This is a genomic window from Streptomyces sp. NPDC058375 (assembly GCF_042723425.1).
Classification (GTDB): domain Bacteria; phylum Actinomycetota; class Actinomycetes; order Streptomycetales; family Streptomycetaceae; genus Streptomyces; species Streptomyces durocortorensis.
This window is the reverse complement of the sequence record NZ_JBHXJG010000009.1, coordinates 1-22757: the sequence shown is the minus strand read 5'-3', so window position 1 is coordinate 22757 and position 22757 is coordinate 1. Positions and strand designations below refer to the sequence as shown.

Here is a 22757-nt window from a genome sequence, read left to right as displayed (position 1 = left end):
TGTGCCCCCACCTCGTGCTGTGCGATGCCTCGGGTCCGTCCGTCGCCGGGGAGGCGGACGGGGTCGGACCACCGTAGCGCGCGCGAGGGGCGGGAGTTGACGAGTCGGCCCGGCGGAGCGATGTCGCCGACGACCGCCTCCGGGCGGGGGAGAGCGTGGTCAGCCGCCCGTTCCGGCTCTGCCCCAGCCCGCGTCCGCCGCGGCCCACTCCCGGTCCAGCCGTGCGTACCGCTGCCGCACCATGCGCCCTACGACGACCCTGCGGCCCGCCTCGACACATCCGGCGGCGAGCAGGAACGTACCGATGCCGGCCAGCACCGCATGGGACCGGGCGGTGCGCCCGTCCATCGGCGGGGAAACCGGAAGGCCCGCCGCGTCCGTCCAGATCCGCAGCGAGGACCCCGGGCCGCCGCGCCCCGACGCGGTGGCCACCTCTCCGGTGCGCGGACTGCCGTCCGGGGCCTGCCAGGACGCCACCACCCAGATACGCGCCGCCCGTTCGGAGCCGCCCTCGGGATCACCCACGTACCGTTCCCGCCCCGGGGCCCGGCCCACCACGACCGCGTCGACGAGGTGACGCTCCTCGTGCTGGGCCCGTACCGAGCGCTGGAGGGCGGCATCGGCGACCGTACCGCCCGCCCAGCCCGCGGCGGGGGCGCCGACCACGAGCAGCAGCAGCGCCCCGAGCGCCACCCAGCCCTCGCGGCGGTCGGTGGCACGGCGCAGCGGATTGTCCCGCCCGCGCAGCAGCCCCCGCAGCAGTGCCCACTGCCCCCTCACCCCGTGCCCCCGTCCCCGTCGATCGGTGTCCTCGCGGCCTGCCTCGGCGGGCCCGTGGTGCGGCGGATCGTCGAGATGCCGAGCCCGGCCTCCGTACCTCCAAGACCGCGTTCAGCCGTCAGAGGTTGCCTGGTGCGTCCCCCGGCGCACCGTGCCGTACGGAGGGGGTGCGGTTCAGTATCCCCGGCTCTGGTACGGCCGGTTGTAGGAGTCCTCGTACGGCGACTGCGCCGGCGCGGGCCGCGGCGAGGCCGGACGCATCGACTCGTACCCGGTGGCGGGCGCGGGGCGCTGCGGCTGGGGCTGCTGCGGATAGCCGCGGACCGCCGAGGGCTGCTGCGGGATGTACGGCGCGGGCGCGTGCTGCAGCTGGGCGGGCTGCATCGGCGTGTGCTGCGCCGGAGCCTGCTGGTACTGCGGCATCGGCTGCTGCTGCGGGTAGCCGTAGGAGCCGGTCTGCTGCGACGGGGCCGCGGGCAGAGCCGGCAGCGCCGACGGCAGGGCCGGCAGGTAGCTGTTGCCGGTGTCGTACGCGGCAGGCACCCGGATGGGGGCGATCTGAGGGGTTCCCCGCTCCGCGACCAAGGAGTCGTAGATCGGAGTGTCGGGGAACGACGCGGCGTAGTAGCCGCCGCCGAAGGTGGAGCGGGGGGACGTCATGCCACCTAAGTTAAGCCCACGATGTGCTGGAAGGGGAGCCCGATAAGAGGGTTGTTTTCCGCGATGTGAGTGAACCGTGATCCCCAATGCGAGCGAACTTGGCAAAAAAGGGCGCACCGACGTCTACTGATCGTGTAAAGGCCGAGTTCACGGGGGGTTACCGGCGGATCGCCGGGAGGGGCCGCGGCCGGCTGGGCACGCTTCGGCGGGCCGGGGATTAGGTTGTCGGGAAATGCCTGCGGGCAGCCGGACTCGTGATGGGGGCGAGCATGACCATGCAAAAAGGGACCAACGTTCCAGTGCCGGCCGGCACCGTGCGCGTCGAATTGGGGTGGCACGCCGCACCGGGCGCCCCGGACGTCGACACCTCCGCGCTTCTGCTGCTGGCGGGAAAGGTCCGCGACGACGCGGACTTCGTCTTCTACAACCAGCCGGTCCACGCGTCCGGAGCGGTCCGGCACGAGGGCAAGCGGACCGCCCCCGACAGCGTCACCGACACCCTCCTGGTCGACTTCGGGAAGGTCGAGCCCGGGATCGAGCGCATCGTCCTCGCGGCCTCGGCCGACGGCGGCACCTTCGGCCGGGTGAGCGGACTGCATGTACGGGTCATCGACGCGGCGGGCGGCGCCGAACTGGCCCGCTTCGACAGCGCGGACGCCACGGTCGAGACCGCGTTCATCCTCGGCGAGCTGTACCTCCGTCAGGGCGCATGGAAGTTCCGGGCGGTCGGGCAGGGCTACAGCTCCGGCCTCGAAGGCCTGGCAACGGACTTCGGCATCTCCGTCGACGAACCGCCGCAACCGCAGCAGGCCCCTTCCGTCCCGTCGTCGCCGCCCCCCGCACCGGCTCCCGCGCCGGTCGCCCCCGCGCCTGCCGCTCCTGTGGTCCCGCCCGCAGCGGCGTCCGCACCGGCGCCCGTACGGCTGACCAAGATCACGCTGACCAAGAGCGCACCGTCCGTCTCGCTCGCCAAGCAGGGCGGCACCTCCGGCGCGCTGCGCGTCAACCTCAACTGGGAAGTCCGCAAACAGTTCAAGGGCTGGGGAGCGAAACTCGGACGGGCCGTCGCCATGCATGCCGATCTCGATCTCGATCTCTGCGCGCTCTACGAACTCACCGACGGACGCAAGGGAGTTGTGCAGTCCCTCGGAAACGCGTTCGGTTCTCTGAATCAGCCGCCCTTTATCCATCTCGACGGCGACGACCGCACCGGTGCGCTCTCCACCGGCGAGAACATGACCATCAACCTCGACCACAAGAACCGGCTGCGACGCGTACTGATCTTCGTCACCATCTACGAAGGCGCCCGGAGTTTCGCCGATCTCCACGCCACCGTCACCCTCCAGCCGCAGAACGGCGCACCCATCGACTTCTCCCTCGACGAGTGCACCGTGCCCTCCACCGTCTGCGCCCTCGCCCTGATCACCAACAACGGCGGCGACCTCACGGTGCAGCGCGAGGCCCGCTACCTCGTCCCGGACCGGGGCGTCAGCCCCCAGCGCTCCATCGACGCCGCCTACGGCTGGGGCATGAACTGGACGCCCGGCCGCAAGTGACCCGCCGCGCCCGCCCGGACCGGCCGCCCGCTGCCCGGCGGCGTCACCGGTCCGGCGCGGCCTCCGGGCGCGCGTAGGTACGGCCCTTCCAGGCCGCGCCCCGCCCCCGGTAGTGCTGCACCGCCGAGTCCACCGTCATCAGCAGGTACAGCACCGCCGTCAGCGGCAGCAGCGGACCCAGCCACGGCGACTGCCGGTAGTACGCCAGCATCGGCAGATACGTCGCCGTCATCACCGCCCACGCCGCGCCGCCCGCCCAGGCCGCCGCCCCGTCGCCCGTCAGCAGCCCCGCCGCCAGGGTCGCGGGCGGCGCCACGTAGACGAGCAGCAGCCCCGGCACCGCCCCCGCCAGCAGCAGCGGGCTGTGCCGCAACTGCGCGTACGCACTCCGCGCGACCATCCGCCACAGATCCGCGAGACGTGGATACGGCCGCACGCTGTCCACCCGCTCCGCGAGCCCCAGCCAGATCCGGCCGCCGCCGCGCCGCACCTCCCGCGCCAGCGACACGTCGTCGATCACCGCCTGCCGGATCGAGTCCGGGATCCGCGCCCGCTCGGCGGCCTCGGTACGCAGCAGAACGCAGCCGCCCGCCGCCGCGGCCGTCCGCGACCCGGCCCGGTTCACCCGGCGGAACGGGTAGAGCTGCCCGAAGAAGTAGACGAACGCCGGCACCACCAGACGCTCCCAGAAGCTCTCCACCCGCAGCCGCGCCATCTGCGACACCAGGTCGAAGCCGTTGGGGCCGCCCGGACCGGCCGCCGCCACCAGATCGCGCAGGCTGTCCGGCTCGTGCGCGATGTCCGCGTCGGTCAGCAGCAGGAAGTCCGGCTTGTCCCGCCGGGCCACCGCGATCCCGTGCCGCAGAGCCCAGAGCTTGCCCGTCCAGCCCCGCTCCGGCTCCCCGGGCGTCACGACGGTCAGCGGCAATCCGCCGTACCGGGCGGCCAGGTCCCGGGCCAGCTGCCCGGTGCCGTCGCTGCTGCAGTCGTCGACGAGGACGATCCCGGCCTCCCCCGGATAGTCCTGGACCAGCAGCGACGGCAGGCTGACCGGCAGCATCGCCGCCTCGTCGCGGGCCGGCACCACCACCGCCACCGACGGCCAGCGCGCCGGGTCGGTGCGCCGGGGGAGCCGCTGGTCCGTCCGCCAGTAGAAGCCCTGCCCCAGCAGCAGCCACACCCACGCGATCAGCGAAACCACGGCGATCCAGGCAACGGCGCTCATCCGCCGAAGTCTGCCCCACCGAGCCTGGTCCGCAAGGGCTGTCGGCTAGGGTGACCGGGTGAAGATCGCGCTCATGGACTCCGGAATCGGCCTGTTGGCGGCAGCGGCCGCCGTGCGCCGCCTGCGGCCCGACGCCGAGCTGGTGCTCTCCTCCGACCCCGGCTCGATGCCCTGGGGCCCCCGCACCCCCGAGGAGATCACCGCCCGTGCGCTGGCGGTGGCCCGCGCCGCCGCCGCCCAGGGCCCCGACGCGCTGATCATCGCCTGCAACACCGCCTCCGTCCACGCCTTGCCGACGATCCGCGCCGAGCTGGAGCCCGCCCTGCCGGTCATCGGCACGGTCCCCGCGATCAAGCCCGCCGCGGCCGGCGGCGACTCCGTCGCCATCTGGGCCACCCCGGCCACCACCGGCAGCCCCTACCAGCGCGGACTGATCGCGGAATTCGGCGGCTCCGCCGAGGTCACCGAGGTCCCGTGCCCCGGGCTCGCCGACGCCGTCGAGCACGGCGACGAGGCCGCGATCGACCGGGCCGTCGCCGCGGCCGCCGCCCTCACCCCGCCCGGCGTACGGGCCGTCGTCCTCGGCTGCACCCACTACGAGCTCGTCGCGACCCGCATCCGCGACGCCGTGCAGCGGCCCGGCCGCCCGCCGCTCGCCCTGCACGCCTCCGCCGGAGCGGTCGCCGCCCAGGCGCTGCGCCGGATCGGGGCGGAGCCCGCCCCGACGGCCGACCCCTCCGGCGCGCTCACCGTGCTCCAGGCGGGCCGCGTCGCCGCCCTCCCGGACGCCGCGCTGACCTATGCGGAAGGCCGGATGCTGGCCGCCGGGGCGCCCGTCCGCTGACCGTACGGCCGACCGGGCAGCTCGCCCGATCGGCCCTCGCAGCCCCGGCCGGGAGCCCGGAACGCGGCTACGCTGCTGAATATGAGCGACCACCCCGAGAGTGCGAGGCACGGGTCGAGCCAGGCGCCGCCCACGGAGTGGAACGGCCGCGCCACCAATCGGATCCAGTGGCTCCTGGCCCTCGCGGGCGCGGGCTGTGTGGCGCTCGGCATCGAGCTCGCCGTCGACGGAGCCTGGACCTCGGGCATCGCCCCGCTGCTCATGTCCGTGATCGGCTGCCTCGCCGCCGGACTGCTGATCCTCTTCGGCACGCTCGCCTTCGTCCATGTGGCCGTCAAGGTCGACGGGGACAGCCTGGAGGTCCGCTGCGGCCACGCCGGCCTACCGCGCCGCCGGATCCTGCTCAGCCATGTCACGGGCGCGGAATTCGTCCCCCGGATCAACCCGCGCCAGTGGGGCGGCTGGGGCTACCGCTGGCGCCCCGAACAGGGCACCGCCGTCGTGGTCCGCAAGGGGGAGGGCATGGCCCTGCACCTCGGCGACGGCCGTACCTTCACCGTCACGGTCGACGACGCGGAGACGGCCGTACGGTTCATCCGGCAACGCCTGCACCTGCCGTCCCCCGGCAAACGGCCCGGCGACTGACCGGGCAGCCCCACCGGTGACCGGGTCTCCGCTGCGGCGAGACGTCCCGGAGCCGCCCGTGTCCCGGCCCCGCGCAGGCCCACGTCGTAGCTCGCGGCCGCCCGCGTCCGGGCCCCGCGCAGGTCTACGCCGCCGCCCACAGCCGCCCAGCCCCCGGCCCCGCGCAGGTCTACGCCGCCGCCCACAGCCGCCCAACCCCCGGCCCCGCGCAGGTCTACGCCGCCGCCCACAGCCGCCCAACCCCCGGCCCCGCGCAGGTCAACGCCGCCGTTCGCAGCCGCCCACCGTAGACTCCGGCGGGTGAGCGCCACCATGACCCCCGTCGACGATTCGCCGCCCCCGGCAGCACCCCGGGCCGCCGGGCTGCCGCGGCGGCTCCTCCGCCCGGCCGCCGCCGTGCTGTCCGGGCTGCTGCTCTACGCGAGCTTCCCGCCCCGGCCCCTGTGGTGGCTCGTGCTGCCCGGGTTCGCCCTGCTGGGATGGGTGCTGCACGGGCGTCGGCTCCGGGCCGCCTTCGGCCTCGGCCTCCTGTCGGGCCTCGGATTCATGCTGCCGCTGCTGCACTGGACCGGAGAGGACGTCGGCCCGGTGCCGTGGCTGGCCCTGGCCGCCGCGGAGGGGCTCTTCATCGCCGTGGGGTGCCTCGGAATCGCCGCCGTGACCCGGCTCGCGTACTGGCCCGTGTGGGCGGCCGCGGTCTGGACGCTGGACGAGGCGGTCCGCGCCCGGATCCCGTTCGGCGGTTTCCCCTGGGGCAAGATCGCCTTCGGCCAGTCCGAAAGCGCCTTCCTGCCGCTCGCCGCGCTCGGCGGCACGCCGCTGCTCTCCTTCGCCGTCGTGCTGTGCGGCTTCGGCCTCTACGAGGCGGTGCGGCAGGTCATGACGTACCGGTCCACCGGAAAGGTCCCCCGCGCGGCCGTCGCCGGAGCCGCCGCGAGCATCCTCGTACCGATCGCCGGGGCCCTCGCCGCGCTGCCCCTGGTCGACGACTCGGCGGAGAACGGCACGGCCACCGTCGCCGCGATCCAGGGCAACGTGCCGCGCCTCGGACTCGACTTCAACGCCCAGCGCCGCGCGGTCCTGGACAACCACGCCCGGCGCACCACGCAACTGGCCGAGGACGTGAAGGCGGGCAAGGAGAAGCAGCCCGACTTCGTGCTGTGGCCGGAGAACTCCTCCGACCTCGACCCCTATCTCAACGCGGACGCCCGCCAGGTCATCGACGACGCGGTCAAGGCGATCGGCGCCCCCACGGTCGTCGGCTCGGTGGTCGAGAAGGGCTCCGACAGCCTCCGCAACACGCTGATCGAGTGGGATCCCGGTCAGGGCCCCGTCGCCACCTACGACAAGCGGCACATCCAGCCGTTCGGCGAGTACATGCCGATGCGCACGGTCGCCCGCTTCTTCAGCGAGGACGTCGACCGGGTGCAGCGCGAGTTCGTCCCCGGCACCGAGGTCGGCGTCTTCGACCTCGCGGGGACGAGAGTGGGGCTCGTGACCTGTTACGAGGCCGCCTTCGACGACGCCGTACGCGACACGGTCACCCACGGCGGCCAGATGATCGCCGTGCCGAGCAACAACGCGACGTTCGGCCGCAGCGAGATGACGTACCAGCAGCTGGCCATGTCCCAGGTGCGAGCCGTCGAGCACGGCCGGGCCGTCGTCGTCCCCGTCACCAGCGGGGTCAGCGCGGTCATCCGGCCCGACGGCACGATCATCGAGAAGAGCGGGATGTTCACCCCCGACGCCCTCGTCGACGAGGTCCCGCTGCGCTCCTCGCTGACCCCCGCCACCCGGATGGGCCCGCTGCCCGAGGGCGTCATCGCGCTGCTGGCCCTGGCGGGCCTGGGCTGGGTGAGCGTCTCGGCGGTCCGGGCCCGCCGGACCGGAGGGACCGCGCGCGGTAACGCCTGATCCGGCCACGTAGGCTCGGATCCATGGCTACTCCCGACTTCATCCGTGAGATCCGCGCCACCGCCGGACACCAGCTGCTCCTTCTGCCCGGGGTGACGGCCATCGTCCTCGATGACGAGGGCCGCGTGCTGCTGGGGCGGCGCGCGGACACGGGGAAGTGGTCGGTCATCGGCGGGATCTCCGAACCGGGGGAGGAGCCGGCGGCGACCGCTGAGCGCGAGGTGCTGGAGGAGACGGGCGTGCACTGCGTGGCCGAGCGGGTCGTCCTCACCCAGGCGCTGGAGCCCGTGCAGTACGCCAACGGCGACCGCTGCCAGTACCTGGACGTCACCTTCCGCTGCCGGGCGACCGGCGGCGAGGCGCGGGTCAACGACGACGAGTCGCTGGAGGTGGGCTGGTTCCCGCTGGACGGCCTCCCGCCGCTCGGCGAGTTCGCCCTGTTCCGGATCAAGCAGGCCCTCACCGAGGGCCCCGCCTGGTTCCAGCCCACCCCGCGCACGACCTGACCCTCTCCTTCACGGTGGGGGTTCCGGTCACCTCTACTGCACGGTGAAGGTCCCGGTCGCCCCGGTGAACGGCGTGATCTTCCCGAGCAGGCTCTTCGCGTCCCCGTGGTGCACGATCCGATAGGTGCCGGGTGCGGTGTCCGCCGCGACGTCCCAGGTGATGGTCGCCTTCGAGGTGCCGGTCAGGCCGTTGAGCCGGGTCCAGCGGTACGTCGTCGCCCAGTCACCGTCGTCCAGCACCCGCTTCCAGGCGCCGTTCTCCAGCCGCTGCACCTCCAGGAAGGTGGAGCCCCGGCGGACGTTGTTCTTCGGGTGGCCGGTGGCGAACTCGACGGTGGCGGTGGAGCCGCGCGCGTACGAGCTCTTAGGCGCCTTCAGGACCGCGCCGAACGCCTTGCCCGCGGGCGGGTTGTCGTACACGACCCCCGTCTGGAAGGTGAACTGCCGCCCCGACTCGTCCGGCGGCGTCGCACCCCGCTCCAGGGCGGTGCCCTCGCGCAGGGACTCCGCGATCCGGTCGTACTCCTGCTGGTAGGCGGGCAGCGTGTAGCGGCCGTACAGCGTGGAGCCGCCCTCGTAGTTCTGGGTGTCGTACTCCTCCGGCGTCGTGACGTACTGGCTGTAGGCGTTGGCGTACCCCTGGAGCAGGACGCGGTCCAGCGGGACGCCCAACTGCTCGGCCACCGTGCGGCGTACGCGCAGGCCCGAGGCGATCGTGAACTCGCCCGGGGCGGCCACCAGGTGCAGCTCGCCGATCTTCATGATCTGCAGGGGGAGCCGCTTCGGGGTGACCGGGTGGACGTTGCTCAGCAGGCCCGTGGGGATCAGGCTCGCCTTCGGGTACTGGCAGGACTGGAGCGAGGACGGGGTGTCGATGCGCAGCGCTTCGAGGATGGGGGCGATCGGGGTGCGCATGCCCTCCTCGAAGAGGGGGATGGCCGGACCGTCCTCGACGCTGCCCGCGAGCGTGGACGCGCCCACGACGGCGGGGCAGGTGCGGTGCTCCTTGCCGTCCGGGGTGTACTCCGGGCGTACGGTCACGTTCTCCATGTCGACATAGGCGAGCCTGGAGTCCACCCCTCCGGCGACGGGCCGCGCGTCGTCGTAGATCTCCCGGGCCTTGTCGAGCTGGCGCTCGCCGATGATGCGCGCGTTCTCGAACTCGTCCTCCGTGGGCCCGGAACCGGGCTTCAGGTTGAGGTTCGGCGACATGTCGCCCGCGTTGGTGTTGGGGAAGGCCGCGACGAACCCCGGAGTGACGTCGAGATAGCGGACGCCCTCGTGGTCGTGCTCCCAGGCGTAGGAGGCGTAGCCCTTGTTGTCGGGGCTGATCAGCGTGTTCTTGTTGGTGATCGAGGTGTTGTGGGTGGCGAACCAGCTGATCGCGCCCGCGTCCTTCTCGCCCTGCTTGAAGCGCAGCACGGTCATCGCCGGGTCGATCGCGTCGGGGAACGCCGCCCGGTCGGCGGCCGGATTGCGGTCGAACGCCTCCCGGGAGCGGTTGACGCTGGCGTTGGTGAGGGCGCCGGTGCCCAGGCTCATCGTGCCGGGCTTCAGGTCCGCGTGCGCCTCGGCCACGGATTCGGTGATGCCGTCGACGATCGCCCGGTAGGTCTCCTTCTGGAAGCCGAGGACGGAGAGGTTGTAGGCGACGTTGTGGGAGTATCCGCCGGGCCCCGAGTGGGTGTGGGTGGCCGACAGCAGGACGTTCTCCTCGCCGTACAGACTGCCGTAACGCTCCTTCAGCCGCGCCATGACGCCCTGCCGGACGGACTGGAAGATCATCGCGAGGTCCGCGTTGACGTACACCACGCGCTTGTCGGTCGACCGGTCGACGACGACGAAGGCCCGCGACCGCTGCCGCTGGTGAATGCCCGAGGTCTTCTGGTCGAAGCTGGAGTAGCCCATCATCCCCGTCTCGGCGGCCTCGCCCGTGACATCGGCGATGCCGCGCCCGACGAGGTAGTCCGCGTCGGCGGCGGTGTTCGACGCCGACGCGGGGGAGGGCGCGCCGAGGGTGACCGCTCCCAAGGCGGCGGCGAGGACCGCGACGGGAAGCCTGCGCCGGGAGCGGCGGACGGTGGGGGGTGGCATGGGACCTCCTGGGGCGGGAGACGGGTGTGCCCGGGCCCGGTCGGCGGCTCACCGACGTGGAGGGGGCCGGAGCAGTGCCCCCGACCGTAGAGGAGTGTGACCTGCGTCGCATAGATGTCTACCGGCCAGTAAAGAACTCGGCCCGTGCGGGAACAGCCGTGCGACGGTGGGATAGTGGGGGCGCATCAGCAGAGGGCTGACCGGAGGAATGGCCGTGCACTACGAACTCGCCGACCGGCTGGTCATCGGGATCGCGTCCAGCGCTCTCTTCGACCTGACCGAGTCGGACGCCGTCTTCCGGGAGCAGGGCGAGGAGAGCTACCGCGCCTACCAGGAGCAGCACGTGGGCGATCAGCTTCGCCCGGGGACCGCGTTCCCCTTCATCCGCCGCCTGCTGTCGCTGAACGACCTGGGCGACGCGAACGACCCCCTGGTCGAGGTCATCGTCCTGTCCCGGAACGACCCCGACACCGGGCTGCGGGTCATGCGCTCCATCGAGAGCCACCAACTGCCCATCAGCCGGGCCATCTTCATGCAGGGCCGCTCACCTCACCGGTTCATGCCCGCGCTCAACATGTCCCTGTTCCTGTCGGCGCACGAGAGGGACGTCCGGGAGGCGGTCGCCGCCGGGCTGCCCGCCGGGCACGTCCTGGGCGCTCCCTACGAGGACGACGCTGACGACCACGACCTGCGGATCTCCTTCGACTTCGACGGGGTCCTGGCCACGGACGCGTCGGAGCAGGTGTTCCAGGAGGGCGGGATCGAGAAGTTCCGCGCCCATGAGGTCACCAACGCAGGGGTGCCGCACGACGCCGGGCCGCTGCGGGACTTCCTGGCGAACGTCAACCGGATCCAGCAGCGCGAGGAGCGGGAGCGCCGCAAGAACCCCGACTACCGGATCCGGCTGCACGTCTCCATCGTCACGGCGCGCAACGCGCCCGCGCACGAGCGTGCGGTGCAGAGCCTCAAGGGGTGGGGCGTGACCGTCAACGACGCGTTCTTCCTCGGCGGCATCGACAAGGGCCGGATCATGGGCATCCTGAAGCCGCACATCTTCTTCGACGACCAGCAGGGCCACCTGGCGAGCACCTCGCGCACCACCCCGAGCGTCCACGTGCCGTTCGGGAAGCTCAACGAGCCGGCGGTGCCCGCGGCCCCGGACGCCTGAGCGCGTACGGGAGCGCAGACGCTTCTACGGGACTGCGGACGCTTCTCCGCGTACGCGCCCGGCGCACGCCCTCAGGGCGGCGGACCCCGCCACAGGTTCCGCGCCCGCAGCCAGACGTCGCGCGCCTGGCGGCCCGCCGCCGTCCGGCTCCGCGCCACCAGCTCCCGGGCCTGCTCGGGCGTCTCCACCATCGGGCCGGAACCGCGCAGCGGCCGGCCCGCCGTCTCGTGCAGGAAGAACGTGGCCACCAGACCGATCACCCCGGCCACCATGAGGTAGTACGCGGGCACCATCTCGTTGCCCGTGGCCTCCACCAGACCGGAGACGAACAACGGGGTCGTACCGCCGAACAGCGACACCGAGATGTTGAAGGCGATCGACAGGGCCCCGTACCGCAGCCGGGTCGGGAACAGCGCGGGCAGCGTCGAGGCCGCCGTCCCCGCGAAGCAGACCAGCAGCAGACCGAGCACCGCGCATCCCAGTGCCGGCAGCAGGATCCCGCCCTGCCGGATCAGCAGGAAGGCGGGCGCGGACAGCGCGATCAGCGCCAGACTGCCCGCCATGAACACGGGTCTGCGGCCCCACCGGTCCGAGGTCCGGCCCACGGTGGTGATGAGCAGCACCACCAGCAGCATCGTGCCGAGGACCAGCAGTTGCGAGGCGGTCTCCGGTTCGCCGAGGGTGGAGGACATGTACGTGGGGAGATAGGACGTCACCATGTAGTTGGTGACGTTGTACAGCAGCACCAGGCCCATGCAGATGAGCACGGCCTCCCAGTGCTTCGTGAAGATCTCCTTGAGCCGTCCCTTGCCCGACTGCCGGGCCTCCTCGACCGGATCGTCCCCGGAGCCGGAGCCGGAGCCGGAGCCGGAGCCGGAGCGCGACTCGGCGGCCTGGTACGCCTCCTCCTTCTGGAAGGCGGGCGTCTCCTCCAGCTTCAGCCGCATGTACAGCCCGATGATGCCCATCGGGCCCGCGACGAAGAACGGGATGCGCCAGCCCCAGTCCGTCATCCCGTCCGTGCCCAGGACGGCGGTGAGCACGGTGACCAGACCCGAGCCCAGCGAATAGCCGACGAAGGTGCCGAAGTCGAGCCAGCTGCCCAGGAACCCGCGCCGCTTGTCGGGGGCGTACTCCGCGATGTACGTCGTGGCGCCCGCGTACTCCCCGCCGGTGGAGAAACCCTGCACCAGGCGGCAGACCAGGAGCAGCAGCGGAGCGGCGAAACCGACCGCCGCGTAGGTGGGCAGGAAGCCGACGGCGAAGGTGCTCGCCGCCATCATGATCATCGTGAGCGCGAGGACCTTCTGTCGTCCCACCCGGTCGCCGAGCGGTCCGAAGACCAGTCCGCCCAGCGGACGCACCAGGAAGGCCGCCGCGAAGGTCGCGAACGTCGACACCACCTGGGCGCCCGGCGAGCTGGAGGGGAAGAAGACCTTGCCGAGCGTCCCGGCCAGATAGGCGTAGACCCCGAAGTCGAACCACTCCATGGTGTTGCCGAGGGCCGCCGCGGTCACGGCGCGCCGGACCTTCGGCGGGTCGGTGACGGTGACGTCGTCCTCGCGGAACGACTTCTTCCGCCGTCGGACGAGGGTGCGGACCATGCGCTCCACGGCCACGTTGTCACGTTCGCGCCGGGGGGTGCGCTCCCGGCGTGCAGGTCCGCCGGCCATCGGTCCGCCCTCTCCGCTCGCGAGGACGAGCGCCGCGGTGGGGCACGGGGCGTCCCGGAGCTCAGCGCCTCCGATTCTGGCCCCGCCGCGGCGGCCCGGCCTCCTGGGTGGTGCGCACGGGTGAGGGGCGTGGGTGAGGGCCCGGCGGCGCGCCTACTTCACGCTGCCCGCCGTGAGCCCCGACCGCCAGTACCGCTGGAGCAGCAGGAACGCGATCACCAGCGGCAGCAGCGCGAGCAGCGAACCGATCACCATCAGCGGGTAGTAGTCGGGGTTGATGGGGGCGGCGGCGTTCCAGCTGTACAGGCCGAGGCTGAGCGGATAGAGCGACTCGTCGGACAGCATGACCAGCGGCAGGAAGAAGTTGTTCCAGATCGCGGTGAGCTGGAACAGGAAGATCGTCACATAGCCGGGGGCGATCATCCTCAGGCCCACCGAGAAGAAGCTCCGCAGCTCGTTCGCCCCGTCCACCCGCGCGGCCTCCAGCACCTCGTCGGGGACGTAGGAGGCGGAGAACATCCGGGCCAGGTAGACGCCGAAGGGGTTGAACAGCACCGGGATCAGGACCGACCACACGGTGTTGGCGAGGCCCAGGTCGGAGGCGAGCAGATACATCGGCAGGGCGAGCACCGTCGCGGGGACCATCACGGATATCAGGATCAGCGCGAACAGCGGGCGTTTCCCGGTGAACTCGAACTTGTCGAAGACATAGCCGGCGGCGGTGCTGATCAGCGCTCCGACGGCCGCGCCGCCGACCGCGTACAGCAGGCTGTTGCCGTACCAGCGCAGGTAGGCCCCGTCGTCCTGGGCGAGCAGGGTGCTGATGTTGTCGAACAGCGCGAAGTGGGAGAGGTCGAAGAAATCGGAGGCGAACAGCGCCTCCGAGTCCACCGCGGAGGCGACGAGCAGCCACAGCAGCGGCAGGAGCGCGTAGAGGGCGCTGACGCCGACCACCAGGTTGGCCGCCGCCCGGCCGTACCAGCCGGACCGCCTCGGCCGGGCCGGAGGTCGGCGGGTGCTGGGCGAGGAGGCGTCCGGAGTGCTCGACGCCGGCGGGTTCATGCGGACCGACGTACTCACGGGCGCGCCTTTCGCGAAGAGGTGACACGTGTCTTCCGCCGCGCCGAACCGGCCGAACCACGGGTCACGGCGAAGGACAGAGCACAGCAGACGATCAGGAGGAGGACGGAGGCGGCGGAGGCCAGGCCGTAGTTGTTCCGGGTGAACGCCGCGTCGAAGATGTACATGTTGGGCGTGTAGCGCGGGCTGATCAGCGGAGTGGCCTTCGCCAGCAGCATCGGCTCGGTGAACAGCTGGAGCGCGCCGATGGTGGTGAAGATCGCCACCGTCGAGAGCGTGGAGCGCACCAGCGGCACCTTGATGGTCAGCGCAGTGCGCACCGGGCCCGCTCCGTCCATCGCGGCGGCCTCGATCAGCTCGCGGGGAATGGCCTTGAGCGCGGCGAAGAAGATGACGGCGGTGTAGCCGAGACCGCTCCACAGCGCGATGTTCACCAGCGACGGCACGATCATCGTCAGGCCCAGGAAATTGACCGTGATGTCGAGGCCGTGGAGGGCGTCCAGCACGGGGGATATGCCCGGGGTGTAGAGGTACAGCCAGATGACCGTGGCGATGATGCCCGGCACCGCGTGCGGCACGAACAGCACGGTTTGCGTGAGCTGCCTGGCCCGGATCAGACCCGAGTCGAAGAGCAGCGCCAGGGCGAGGGCGCCCACCAGGACCAGCGGGATGAACACCACCGCGTAGAGCAGGGTGATCCCGACGCCCCGGACGAAGCTCGGATCGGACAGGACGGCGGCGTAGTTGCGCAGCCCGGCGAAGGACGTGTGGGCGTTGCCGAAGCCGAGGCCGCTGTGCGAGGTCGAGAAGAAGCTCAGATAGACGGCGTACAGGGTCGGGACGACGAACACCGCGACCAGCAGGACGCCGAACGGACCGAGGAGCGTGCCCACGGCCAGCCGCTGGGGGCGGCGCGCACGGCGGGAGTCGGTGGCGGTGTTCATGCTTCCGGTGGCGGTACTCATGCTTGCCTCACGACTCATGCTTGCCTCACGGAAAGACCCAGGCTGCGCAGGTCGGGCAGCGTCTCGGATTGGGCGGTGCGGAGCGCCTCGGCGATGGTGGTGCCGTACTCCAGCCGGGCCAGCCCCTGGTGCAGCGAGGTTGCGGTCGCCTGCATGCGCGGCCCCCACGTCCAGCCGGTGCGCAGCAACTCGGCCTGCTGCTCCACGAGTCGGTAGACGTCCTGGCCTCCGAAGAACGCCGTGTCGAACTCGCGGGAGGCGTTGGCCACCAGACTGGCGTCGGCGGGCAGGATGCTGGAGCGGCCGCCGGAGAGGCGGGCGGTGATCGCTTCAGGCGCGGTGGTCATCCACTCCAGGAACCGCATCGCGCGCTCCTTCTTGTTGCTGTCGGCGGTGATGGCGTGTACGGAGACCCCGTCGGTCCCCACGACGTCCTCGCCGCCCTCCCACCGGGGCAGCGGGGCCACCCGCCAGCGCCCCGACGTGCCCGGCACGGACCGGACGAGGGCGGCGAGCCCCCACGGCCCGACGAGGTGCGAGGCGACCCGTCCGCCGGCGAGCGCGGACAGCCACTGCTGGCTGGAGCCGGGGGCGAACATCAGCGCGTCCTCGTCGACCAGGCCCTGCCAGAACTCCGCGACCTGTCGGCTGGGTTCACCGAGGAAGTCCAGCACCCAGGCGTCGTCCTCGATGGCGAACCACTGCCCGCCGCTCTGCATCGCGTGCCCGGCCAGAACGTTGTACGCGTTGGGGTGAAAGGTTGCGAGGTCGACGCCCGCGTCCCGCTTCAGTCGGCGGGCCGCATCCCCGAACCCCTCCCAGGTCGTGGGCGGTTCGATACGGTGCCGGGTCAGGATGTCCTCGCGGTAGGCGAACAGCATCGGGCCGAGGTCGACCGGAATGCCGTACGTCCGGCCGCCCAGCACCCCGTTGGTCCACGCCTGCGGACCGAGCCGCTCCCGCAGCCGGGGCGTGACGAGATCGGTCATGTCCGCACAGACGCCGTCGATGGCGAAGGACGGCAGATCGGCGTCGACGAGGGTCACGACGTCCGGCGCGTTCCCGGCCCGCGCGGCGTTCGACAGCTTCGCGTTGCCGCCCGCGAGCCCCGAGGTCATCGGCGAGAAGTCGACAGGTTCGTCCGGGTGCAGCTTGTTCCAGGCCGCGACCAGGGTGTCCGTGCCGCGCAGCGCCGACCACAGGGTCAGCGGGCCGTCGGGACCGCTGTGCCCGGCATCGGAGCCGCCGCCGCACGCGGTGGCGGTGGCCCCGGCGAGGGCGGTCCACAGCCCGGCGGAGAGCAGACCGCGTCTGCTGAGCGCCGGGCTAACCATGGCGGACACCCGAGGGGGAAAAGGTGACGGTGGGACAGGAGTGACGCATGGGGGAACCCCTTTTCATGGGAAGGGAATGGGAAGGGAGAGGGGGGCGGGCGCGGGTACGGGCACGGGTGCCGTCAGGCGGCGTCGAGGAAGCGGTGGAAGGCGGGGAGTGCCTCGGCGAGCGGAGCCGCCTCGGGGTACCAGGCGCGCTCCCATTCGAGGCTGATCCAGCCCGCGTAATCGAGGCGGCGGAGCTGCGCCAGCACATCGCCGAGCGGCAGCACGCCCCGGCCGGGCAGGACCGGCCGCAGATCGGTGGGCGAGGCGACGTCCTTGAGCTGTACGTGGCGGAGCCAGGGCCCCAGCAGTTCGGCGGTGCGCTCCGGGCTCTCGCCCGCCCGCCACGGGTTGACCGCGTCCCACACCGCCCCCACGGCGGGGGAGCCGACGGCCTTCAGGATCCCGGCCAACTCGCCGCCCGTCAGGAACACGTCGTGGGTCTCCAGGGCGATGCCGACCCCGGCCGCCGCGGCGATCGGCGCGGCCTCGGCCAGATGGCGCACCGCCCGCTCCCGCCGCCCGTCCGGCCGCTCGGCCCCGCCGCCGAAGACCCGCACCTGCCCGGCGCCGAGCCGGGCCGCGAGGGCGATGTGCCGGGCCAGTCGGTCGACCACGTCCGGCTCGTCGGCGGCGACCTGGACGTACGAGGCGAGGACCGGCACCGCCAGGCCCGCCCGGCGCAGTGCCTCCACGACCCGGTCCGCCGCTGCCGGATCCAGCTCGGGGTGCACCAACTGGTCGTACACGCATCGGAGTTCGACGCCGGTGCAGGGCCCGGTGCGAGCCAGCCGTACCACCTCGTCCAGGTCCGCGCCGGGGCAGCCCAGGGTGCTGAACGCCCGGGGGTTCACCGGGCCACCCGCTCGGCGGCGACATCGACGCGCTGTCCCCGCTCGGCGGAGGCGTACACCGCGAGGGCTGCGGCGACGACGCTGCGGCCGTACGCCCCGTCGACATAGTGGCCGGGTCCGCCGCGTGCCGCAGCCACAAACCCGTCCAACTGGTCTCGGAATGCTTGCTGTTGATGGCCAGGCTCGGCTTTGAGGAGGTGGGTGGCCTGCCCGTCGCGGAGTACGAAGAGCCCCTCGGTCGCGGATATGCGCAAGGTGGCCTCGTCGAGCACGACTTCGGTCTCGTCGAAGTACGGCATGCCCCGACTGGTCAGCGCGATGCTCGCGTTGATGCCGTTGTCGAGTTCCACCAGCGCCAGGGCGTCGGTCTCCACATCGAGTCCGGGGCGGCCCCGCACGACCCCGCTCACACGGCGGACGGTGGAGCCGGCGAACAGCTGGATGCGGTCCAGGCCGTGGGTGCCGACGTTGAGGACGATGCCCCCTCCGGCGACCGCCCGGTCGAAGAACCACGGCGGGCGGGAGCCGGGTTCGTAGTGGGAGGAGCGCCGGTGCGTGATGAGCAGCGGCTGTCCGTACCGGCCGGAGGCGACGATCGCGCGGGCCTCGCGGACGACGGGATCGAAGTGGATGACGTGGGCGACCGCCAGCAGCGTCCCGGCGGCCTCGCACGCGTCCGACATCAGCGCGCAGTCCTCGGCGGTGGTGGCCATCGGCTTCTCCACCAGGACGTGGAGCCCGGCGCGCGCGGCCTCGACGGCCATCGGGGCGTGCAGCGCGTGCGGCGCGGCGATCACGACCGCGTCGAGGACCGCGTCCGCGAACATCGCCCGGTGGTCGCTGTAGACCGGCACGGCGGCGGACTCGGCGAGCGCCTGGGCCGCGGGACGGTTGGTGTCGCAGATCGCCGCGATCTCGTAGTCGGGGGCGCCGGCGGCCGCGTGTACATGCGCGGCGCCGACACCTCCCGCGCCGAGGACGCCGATACGGAACCGGCCGGCGGACGGGGCGGGGGGCATAGGGATCTCCAGGAAAGGTGAGGTACGGGACAGCGGGAGAGAGGAAAGCGGTCAGCGGTCGCGTGGTGCGGCGCCGCAGGACGCGCGGACGATGAGGCGCGGCTGCACGTCGATCCGGTGGGACACCGCGCCGGGGCCGAACTCCATGCGGCGCAGCAACAGTTGGGCGGCCAGCGCCCCGACCTCCTCCTTGGGCGGGGAGACGGCCGTCAGCGGGATGTCGCCCACTTCGGTCACCTCGTCGTCGTACGCCACGACGGCGAGGTCTCCGGGGACGGACAGGCCGTGCCGCCGGGCCGCGACCACCAAAGCCGCCGCGTCCCGGTCGCCGTGGCAGAACACCGCCGTGATCCCCGCGTCCGCACAGTGCCGCGCGTAGTCGGCGATGCCCTCGGGGGTCCAGATGTCCGCCCGGGCCACCGCGCCCTCCACCACGTCGGCGTCCAGCAGCGCCGCGGCCTCGTCGAACCCGCGCGCCACGGCGTCGGACGTGCCGGTGCGCAGCCGCCCCAGATGACCGATCCGCCGATGGCCGAGGGAGCGTAGGTGGCGCACGGCCAGGCAGACCCCGCCCGGATGGTCCGTGGCCACGTACGACGTGGGATCGTCCGGGGCCGGGGCGGCCGGACGCCGCTCCACGAGCACGTACGGCACGGCGAGTTGCCGCAGGTCGTCCACGTAATGCTGGGGCTCGTCCAGCAGATGGAGATTCGGCACGAGCAACATTCCCTGCACGCCGCTGTCGAGCATCGCCCGCACCTCGTCGCGTTCGATGTCCGGGTCGTACTTCGAGGAGGCGAGGAGCACGCCGACGCCGGCGTCCCGCAGCACCCGCTGGATGCCCTCGACGACCCGCGGGTAGTAGTACGTCGTCGACGGGACGAGCACGCCGACCAGACGGCGGCCCTTGGGGCTCCCGGTGCCCTCCGGCTCGGCTTCGGGAGGCGGCGCCACGAACGTGCCCGCCCCTTGCCGCCGTTGAACGATGCCCTCGTCCACGAGCTCGCTGACCGCCCGGCGCAGCGTGTTGATGCTGACCGCGAGCGTGTCCGCCAGCTCCCGCTCGACGGGCAGCTGCGTTCCCGGCGCCCAGGAACCGCTGGTGATCTCCCTGCGCAGCCGCTCGGCGGCTTGCAGGTATTTGGGGCCACGAAGGAATGAATCCTTCTCCTCTGCCGATTTCATGCTGTGGAGATTGCAGCAATCAACCTCTTGCGTCAACCAGTTGGCGGTGCTTTTGTAACCCCAGCGTCAAGAAATGCAGAAATTCATTCCTTTTAAAGGAATGAATTGGGCGGGAGAATGCGATGAAGGAACTCCGGAACGGCGTCCCGGACCTCGAAGAGGAACTGGGCCGCCCGGGACCGGCGCTGGTGGCCGAGGCCGCCGCCTGGTCCGGTGACGTGGTGGTCCTGGGCGCCGGCGGCAAGACCGGGGCGGGCATCGCCTCGATGGCCCGCCGGGCGCTGGACGCGGCGGGCCGGGACGACATCCAGGTGCTGGCGGTGTCCCGGTGGACGGACGCGCGGGGCCGGGCCGGGCTGGAGAAACTCGGCGTTCGCACCGTCGTCGCGGATCTGTCGGATCCCGCCGCCGTGGACGCCCTCCCGGACGCGGCGGTCGTGATCCACCTGGTCGGCGCGAAGTTCGGCACGGCGTCCGCGCCGGAACAGGCCTGGATGACCAACACGGTGCTGCCCGCCTTCGTGGCCCGCCGCTACCGGGCCTCCCGCATCGTCGGGCTCTCCACGGGCAACGTCTACGGAATGACCGCCCCGGTCACCGGCGGTTCGCGCGAGAGCGACGAACCCCGCCCCGTCGGGGACTACGCCGTCACCTGCCGGGGCCGGGAACAGGTCTTCACCCACGCCGCCCGCACCGAGTCCACCCCGGTCGCCCTGATCCGCCTCAACTACGCGGTGGAGCCCCGCTACGGCGTCCTCGCCGACCTGGCCCGCACCCTGCTCGCCGGACAACCGGTCGACCTCGGGGCGGGCGCGGTGAACGTCGTCTGGCAGCGGTACGCCAATGAGGTCGTCCTGCGCGGCGTCGGCCACGCCGCGACACCGGAGCCGTTCGTCCTCAACCTGACCGGGCCCGAAACGGCAGGCGTACGCGCCCTCGCCACCAGGCTGGCCCACCACGTCGGCGTCGTACCGGAGTTCACCGGCGAGGAGCCCGCCACCAGCCTGCTCGCCGACGCCACGCACTGCCACACCCTTTTCGGCTACCCGGACCGCACCCTCGGCCAACTCATAGAACTTCAGGCCCGATGGATCACCGAGGGCGGTCAACTCTGGGACAAGCCGACCAAGTTCGAGCGACGGGACGGTTCGTTCTGATGGCTGCGTCCACCTCGATGGCTCCGGAGACCGCCGCGCTCCTGCACCGGGGAACCGTCATCCCCGCCCACCCCCTCGCCCTCACCGCCGCCCGCACGCTCGACGAACGGCGGCAACGCGCGCTCACCCGCTACTACCTGGAGGCGGGCGCCGGGGGAGTCGCGGTGGGCGTGCACACCACCCAGTTCGCCATCCGCGACCACGGACTCCTCCGGCCCGTCCTCGAACTCGCCGCCGAAGAGAGCGAGTCGGCTGCCGCAAGCCGCCCCTTCCTCCGGATCGCCGGAGTCGCCGGACCCGTCCATCAGGCCGTCGAGGAGGCCGCCACCGCCCGCGCACTCGGCTACGACGCGGTCCTCGTCTCGCCCGCCGGGCTCCCGCACGCCACGCTCGACGATCTTCTGGACCGCAGCGCCGCCGTCGGCGAGATCCTCCCCGTCATCGGCTTCTACCTCCAGGAAGCCGTCGGCGGGCGCGAACTGCCCCGCGCCTACTGGCGGGCGCTCGCCGACCAGGAGTCCACCGTCGCGGTCAAGGCCGCCCCCTTCGACCGCTACCGCACGCTGGAACTGGTCCAGGGCATCGCCGACTCCGACCGGGGAGCCGAGGTCGCCCTCTACACCGGCAACGACGACACGATCGTCGCCGACCTCCTCACCCCGTACCACGTGACCACCCCCACCGGCCCGGCCGTCCGCCGCTTCGTGGGCGGGCTGCTCGGCCACTGGGCCGTCTGGACCCGGTCGGCCGTCCGGCTGCTCGCCGACGTCCACGCCGCCGACGCCGGGGACGAACAGGCCCGGCAGCGGGCGCTGGCCCGGCTCGCCGGGGACACCGACGCCAACGCCGCCGTCTACGACGTGACCGGCGGCTTCGCCGGAGTCGTCGCCGGCGTCCACGAAGTACTGCGCCGCCAGGGCCTGCTGAAGGGCATCTGGTGCCTCGATCCCGCGGAAGGCCTCTCGCCCGGACAGGCGCGAGACATCGACCGCGTGCACACCACCTACCCCTGGCTCGAAGAGGAGGACGCGTTCATCGCCGGTGCCCTGCCGCGCTGGCTCGCCTGACGTCACACCGCAATCCCCCCACCCCTTACGGGAAGAGGAACGATGAAGACGAAAACCGTGCTCCTCGGAGCCGCGACCGCCCTGCTCGTCCCCGCCGCCCTCCTGGCGCCCCAGGCCGCGGCCGGACCCAACTCCGAAGCCGCCGCCCCGACGTTCCAGGAGAACGACTTCGAGCGCCCCACCGCCGGAAACCCCTACCCGCTCAACGAGTGGGCTGCCGACGGGTGGAACGCTCCCTGGCAGGAAGGCATGGAGACCCGCTCCCGCATCGACAACACGACCCCCGCCCACAGCGGATCCAAGTCCCTGCGCATCCACTACCCCAAGGGCAAGATCGGCCCCGCCGACTCCGGGGCCCAGGCGCCCTTCACCCTCACCAAGAACCGCGAGTACTACCTGTCCTTCTGGGTGAAGTTCAGCGGCGACTTCAGCTGGGGCACCACCGAGTACGCCGGCAAGGTCGGAGCAGGACTCGCGGGCGGCAAGGCCTGCTCCGGCGGTCAGGTCTGCGACGGCACCAACGGCTTCAGCTCCCGCATGATCTGGCGACAGAACGACGGCCAGGCAGCCGTGTACTACTACCACATGGGCCACGCGGGCCAGTACGGCGACTACGCCGTCCTCAAGAACAACGGCGCAGACATCCACTGGCCCAAGAACCAGTGGGTGAACATCGTCCAGCGCGTCAAGGTCAACACCGTCACCAACGGCAACGCCAACCCCGACGGCGAGGTCGAGGTCTTCTACAACGGGAAGTCCGCCGCCCAGGTCAACGGCCTGCGCTTCGTCACCAACAACGACCAGGTGGACCGGGCGTACTTCTCCAGCTTCGCCGGCGGCGCCACCCCGTCCTTCGCCCCGAACAACGACAACAGCTACATCTGGTACGACGACCTCAAGGTCTCCACCGACCGCAACGACATCTGCGAACTGAGCTCCTGCTCCTGACTCCACCGCGCCGGGCGGCGCGGGCACCATGCCTGCGC

The 22757-nt window shown here is 72.0% G+C and carries 20 protein-coding genes; 9 read left to right on the top strand and 11 right to left on the bottom strand.

Annotated elements, in window-relative coordinates:
* Window positions 1-159 precede the first annotated feature (159 nt).
* Window positions 160-780, bottom strand: a complete 621-nt coding sequence (locus ACFWM7_RS03240) for a hypothetical protein (RefSeq protein ID WP_383254436.1) — start codon at window positions 778-780, stop codon at window positions 160-162.
* A gap of 174 nt (window positions 781-954) precedes the next feature.
* Window positions 955-1440 carry a DUF6643 family protein gene (locus ACFWM7_RS03235; RefSeq protein ID WP_383254435.1) on the bottom strand — a complete coding sequence of 162 codons (486 nt, stop codon included), beginning with the start codon at window positions 1438-1440 and terminating at the stop codon, window positions 955-957.
* Window positions 1441-1697: 257 nt separating this feature from the next.
* Between ACFWM7_RS03235 and ACFWM7_RS03230 the strand changes: the two genes are divergently transcribed.
* On the top strand, window positions 1698-2996 hold the full coding sequence (locus tag ACFWM7_RS03230) for a TerD family protein (RefSeq protein ID WP_383254433.1): 1299 nt from the start codon (window positions 1698-1700) through the stop codon (window positions 2994-2996).
* Window positions 2997-3039: 43 nt separating this feature from the next.
* On the opposite strand, the gene ACFWM7_RS03225 is transcribed toward ACFWM7_RS03230, so the two are convergent.
* Window positions 3040-4221 carry a glycosyltransferase gene (locus ACFWM7_RS03225; RefSeq protein ID WP_383254430.1) on the bottom strand — a complete coding sequence of 394 codons (1182 nt, stop codon included), beginning with the start codon at window positions 4219-4221 and terminating at the stop codon, window positions 3040-3042.
* A gap of 58 nt (window positions 4222-4279) precedes the next feature.
* On the opposite strand from ACFWM7_RS03225, the gene ACFWM7_RS03220 reads away from it, so the two are divergent.
* The 4 genes from ACFWM7_RS03220 (at window position 4280) to ACFWM7_RS03205 (ending at window position 8130) form a co-directional block, all read left to right on the top strand.
* Window positions 4280-5065, top strand: a complete 786-nt coding sequence (locus tag ACFWM7_RS03220; protein ID WP_383254429.1) for a glutamate racemase — start codon at window positions 4280-4282, stop codon at window positions 5063-5065.
* A gap of 81 nt (window positions 5066-5146) precedes the next feature.
* Window positions 5147-5710, top strand: coding sequence for a hypothetical protein (locus ACFWM7_RS03215; RefSeq protein ID WP_383254428.1), 564 nt, complete (start codon window positions 5147-5149; stop codon window positions 5708-5710).
* Window positions 5711-6022: 312 nt separating this feature from the next.
* Entirely contained in the window at window positions 6023-7624 is a 1602-nt protein-coding gene (lnt, locus tag ACFWM7_RS03210; RefSeq protein WP_383254492.1) for an apolipoprotein N-acyltransferase, read from the top strand.
* Between the two features lie 23 nt (window positions 7625-7647).
* Window positions 7648-8130 (top strand): NUDIX domain-containing protein, encoded by a 483-nt coding sequence (locus tag ACFWM7_RS03205; RefSeq protein WP_383254427.1) that lies wholly within the window; start codon window positions 7648-7650, stop codon window positions 8128-8130.
* 33 nt (window positions 8131-8163) lie between these two features.
* Here the strand turns inward: ACFWM7_RS03205 and ACFWM7_RS03200 are convergent, their stop codons facing one another.
* The gene (locus ACFWM7_RS03200; protein ID WP_383254425.1) at window positions 8164-10224 is read right to left on the bottom strand and encodes a neutral/alkaline ceramidase; all 2061 of its coding nucleotides are present in this window, start codon (window positions 10222-10224) and stop codon (window positions 8164-8166) included.
* A gap of 214 nt (window positions 10225-10438) precedes the next feature.
* Between ACFWM7_RS03200 and ACFWM7_RS03195 the strand changes: the two genes are divergently transcribed.
* Window positions 10439-11392 carry a 5'-nucleotidase gene (locus tag ACFWM7_RS03195; RefSeq protein ID WP_383254423.1) on the top strand — a complete coding sequence of 318 codons (954 nt, stop codon included), beginning with the start codon at window positions 10439-10441 and terminating at the stop codon, window positions 11390-11392.
* 71 nt (window positions 11393-11463) lie between these two features.
* On the opposite strand, the gene proP is transcribed toward ACFWM7_RS03195, so the two are convergent.
* The 7 genes from proP to ACFWM7_RS03160 all read right to left on the bottom strand — a co-directional run bounded on the left by proP (window position 11464) and on the right by ACFWM7_RS03160 (window position 19547).
* The gene (gene proP / locus ACFWM7_RS03190) at window positions 11464-12996 is read right to left on the bottom strand and encodes a glycine betaine/L-proline transporter ProP (protein WP_383254490.1); all 1533 of its coding nucleotides are present in this window, start codon (window positions 12994-12996) and stop codon (window positions 11464-11466) included.
* 222 nt (window positions 12997-13218) lie between these two features.
* Window positions 13219-14127, bottom strand: a complete 909-nt coding sequence (locus tag ACFWM7_RS03185; protein ID WP_383254488.1) for a carbohydrate ABC transporter permease — start codon at window positions 14125-14127, stop codon at window positions 13219-13221.
* A 14-nt stretch (window positions 14128-14141) separates the two neighbouring features.
* The gene (locus ACFWM7_RS03180; RefSeq protein WP_383254421.1) at window positions 14142-15110 is read right to left on the bottom strand and encodes a carbohydrate ABC transporter permease; all 969 of its coding nucleotides are present in this window, start codon (window positions 15108-15110) and stop codon (window positions 14142-14144) included.
* A gap of 14 nt (window positions 15111-15124) precedes the next feature.
* Window positions 15125-16444: an ABC transporter substrate-binding protein gene (locus tag ACFWM7_RS03175; protein ID WP_383254419.1), complete on the bottom strand. Its 1320-nt coding sequence runs from the start codon at window positions 16442-16444 to the stop codon at window positions 15125-15127.
* 122 nt (window positions 16445-16566) lie between these two features.
* Entirely contained in the window at window positions 16567-17343 is a 777-nt protein-coding gene (locus ACFWM7_RS03170) for a sugar phosphate isomerase/epimerase family protein (RefSeq protein WP_383254418.1), read from the bottom strand.
* Entirely contained in the window at window positions 17340-18362 is a 1023-nt protein-coding gene (locus ACFWM7_RS03165; RefSeq protein ID WP_383254416.1) for a Gfo/Idh/MocA family protein, read from the bottom strand. Before ACFWM7_RS03165 ends, ACFWM7_RS03170 begins: the two co-directional genes overlap by 4 nt.
* A gap of 51 nt (window positions 18363-18413) precedes the next feature.
* Complete coding sequence (locus ACFWM7_RS03160) at window positions 18414-19547, bottom strand: GntR family transcriptional regulator (protein WP_383254415.1); 1134 nt, start codon at window positions 19545-19547, stop codon at window positions 18414-18416.
* A 122-nt stretch (window positions 19548-19669) separates the two neighbouring features.
* Between ACFWM7_RS03160 and ACFWM7_RS03155 the strand changes: the two genes are divergently transcribed.
* The 3 genes from ACFWM7_RS03155 to ACFWM7_RS03145 are packed head-to-tail and all read left to right on the top strand — an operon-like array spanning window position 19670 to window position 22719.
* Window positions 19670-20704 carry an NAD-dependent epimerase/dehydratase family protein gene (locus tag ACFWM7_RS03155; protein ID WP_383254413.1) on the top strand — a complete coding sequence of 345 codons (1035 nt, stop codon included), beginning with the start codon at window positions 19670-19672 and terminating at the stop codon, window positions 20702-20704.
* Window positions 20704-21771, top strand: a complete 1068-nt coding sequence (locus ACFWM7_RS03150) for a dihydrodipicolinate synthase family protein (protein ID WP_383254411.1) — start codon at window positions 20704-20706, stop codon at window positions 21769-21771. Before ACFWM7_RS03155 ends, ACFWM7_RS03150 begins: the two co-directional genes overlap by 1 nt.
* Before the next feature lie 42 nt (window positions 21772-21813).
* Window positions 21814-22719 carry a polysaccharide lyase gene (locus tag ACFWM7_RS03145; RefSeq protein WP_383254409.1) on the top strand — a complete coding sequence of 302 codons (906 nt, stop codon included), beginning with the start codon at window positions 21814-21816 and terminating at the stop codon, window positions 22717-22719.
* Window positions 22720-22757: the final 38 nt, after the last annotated feature.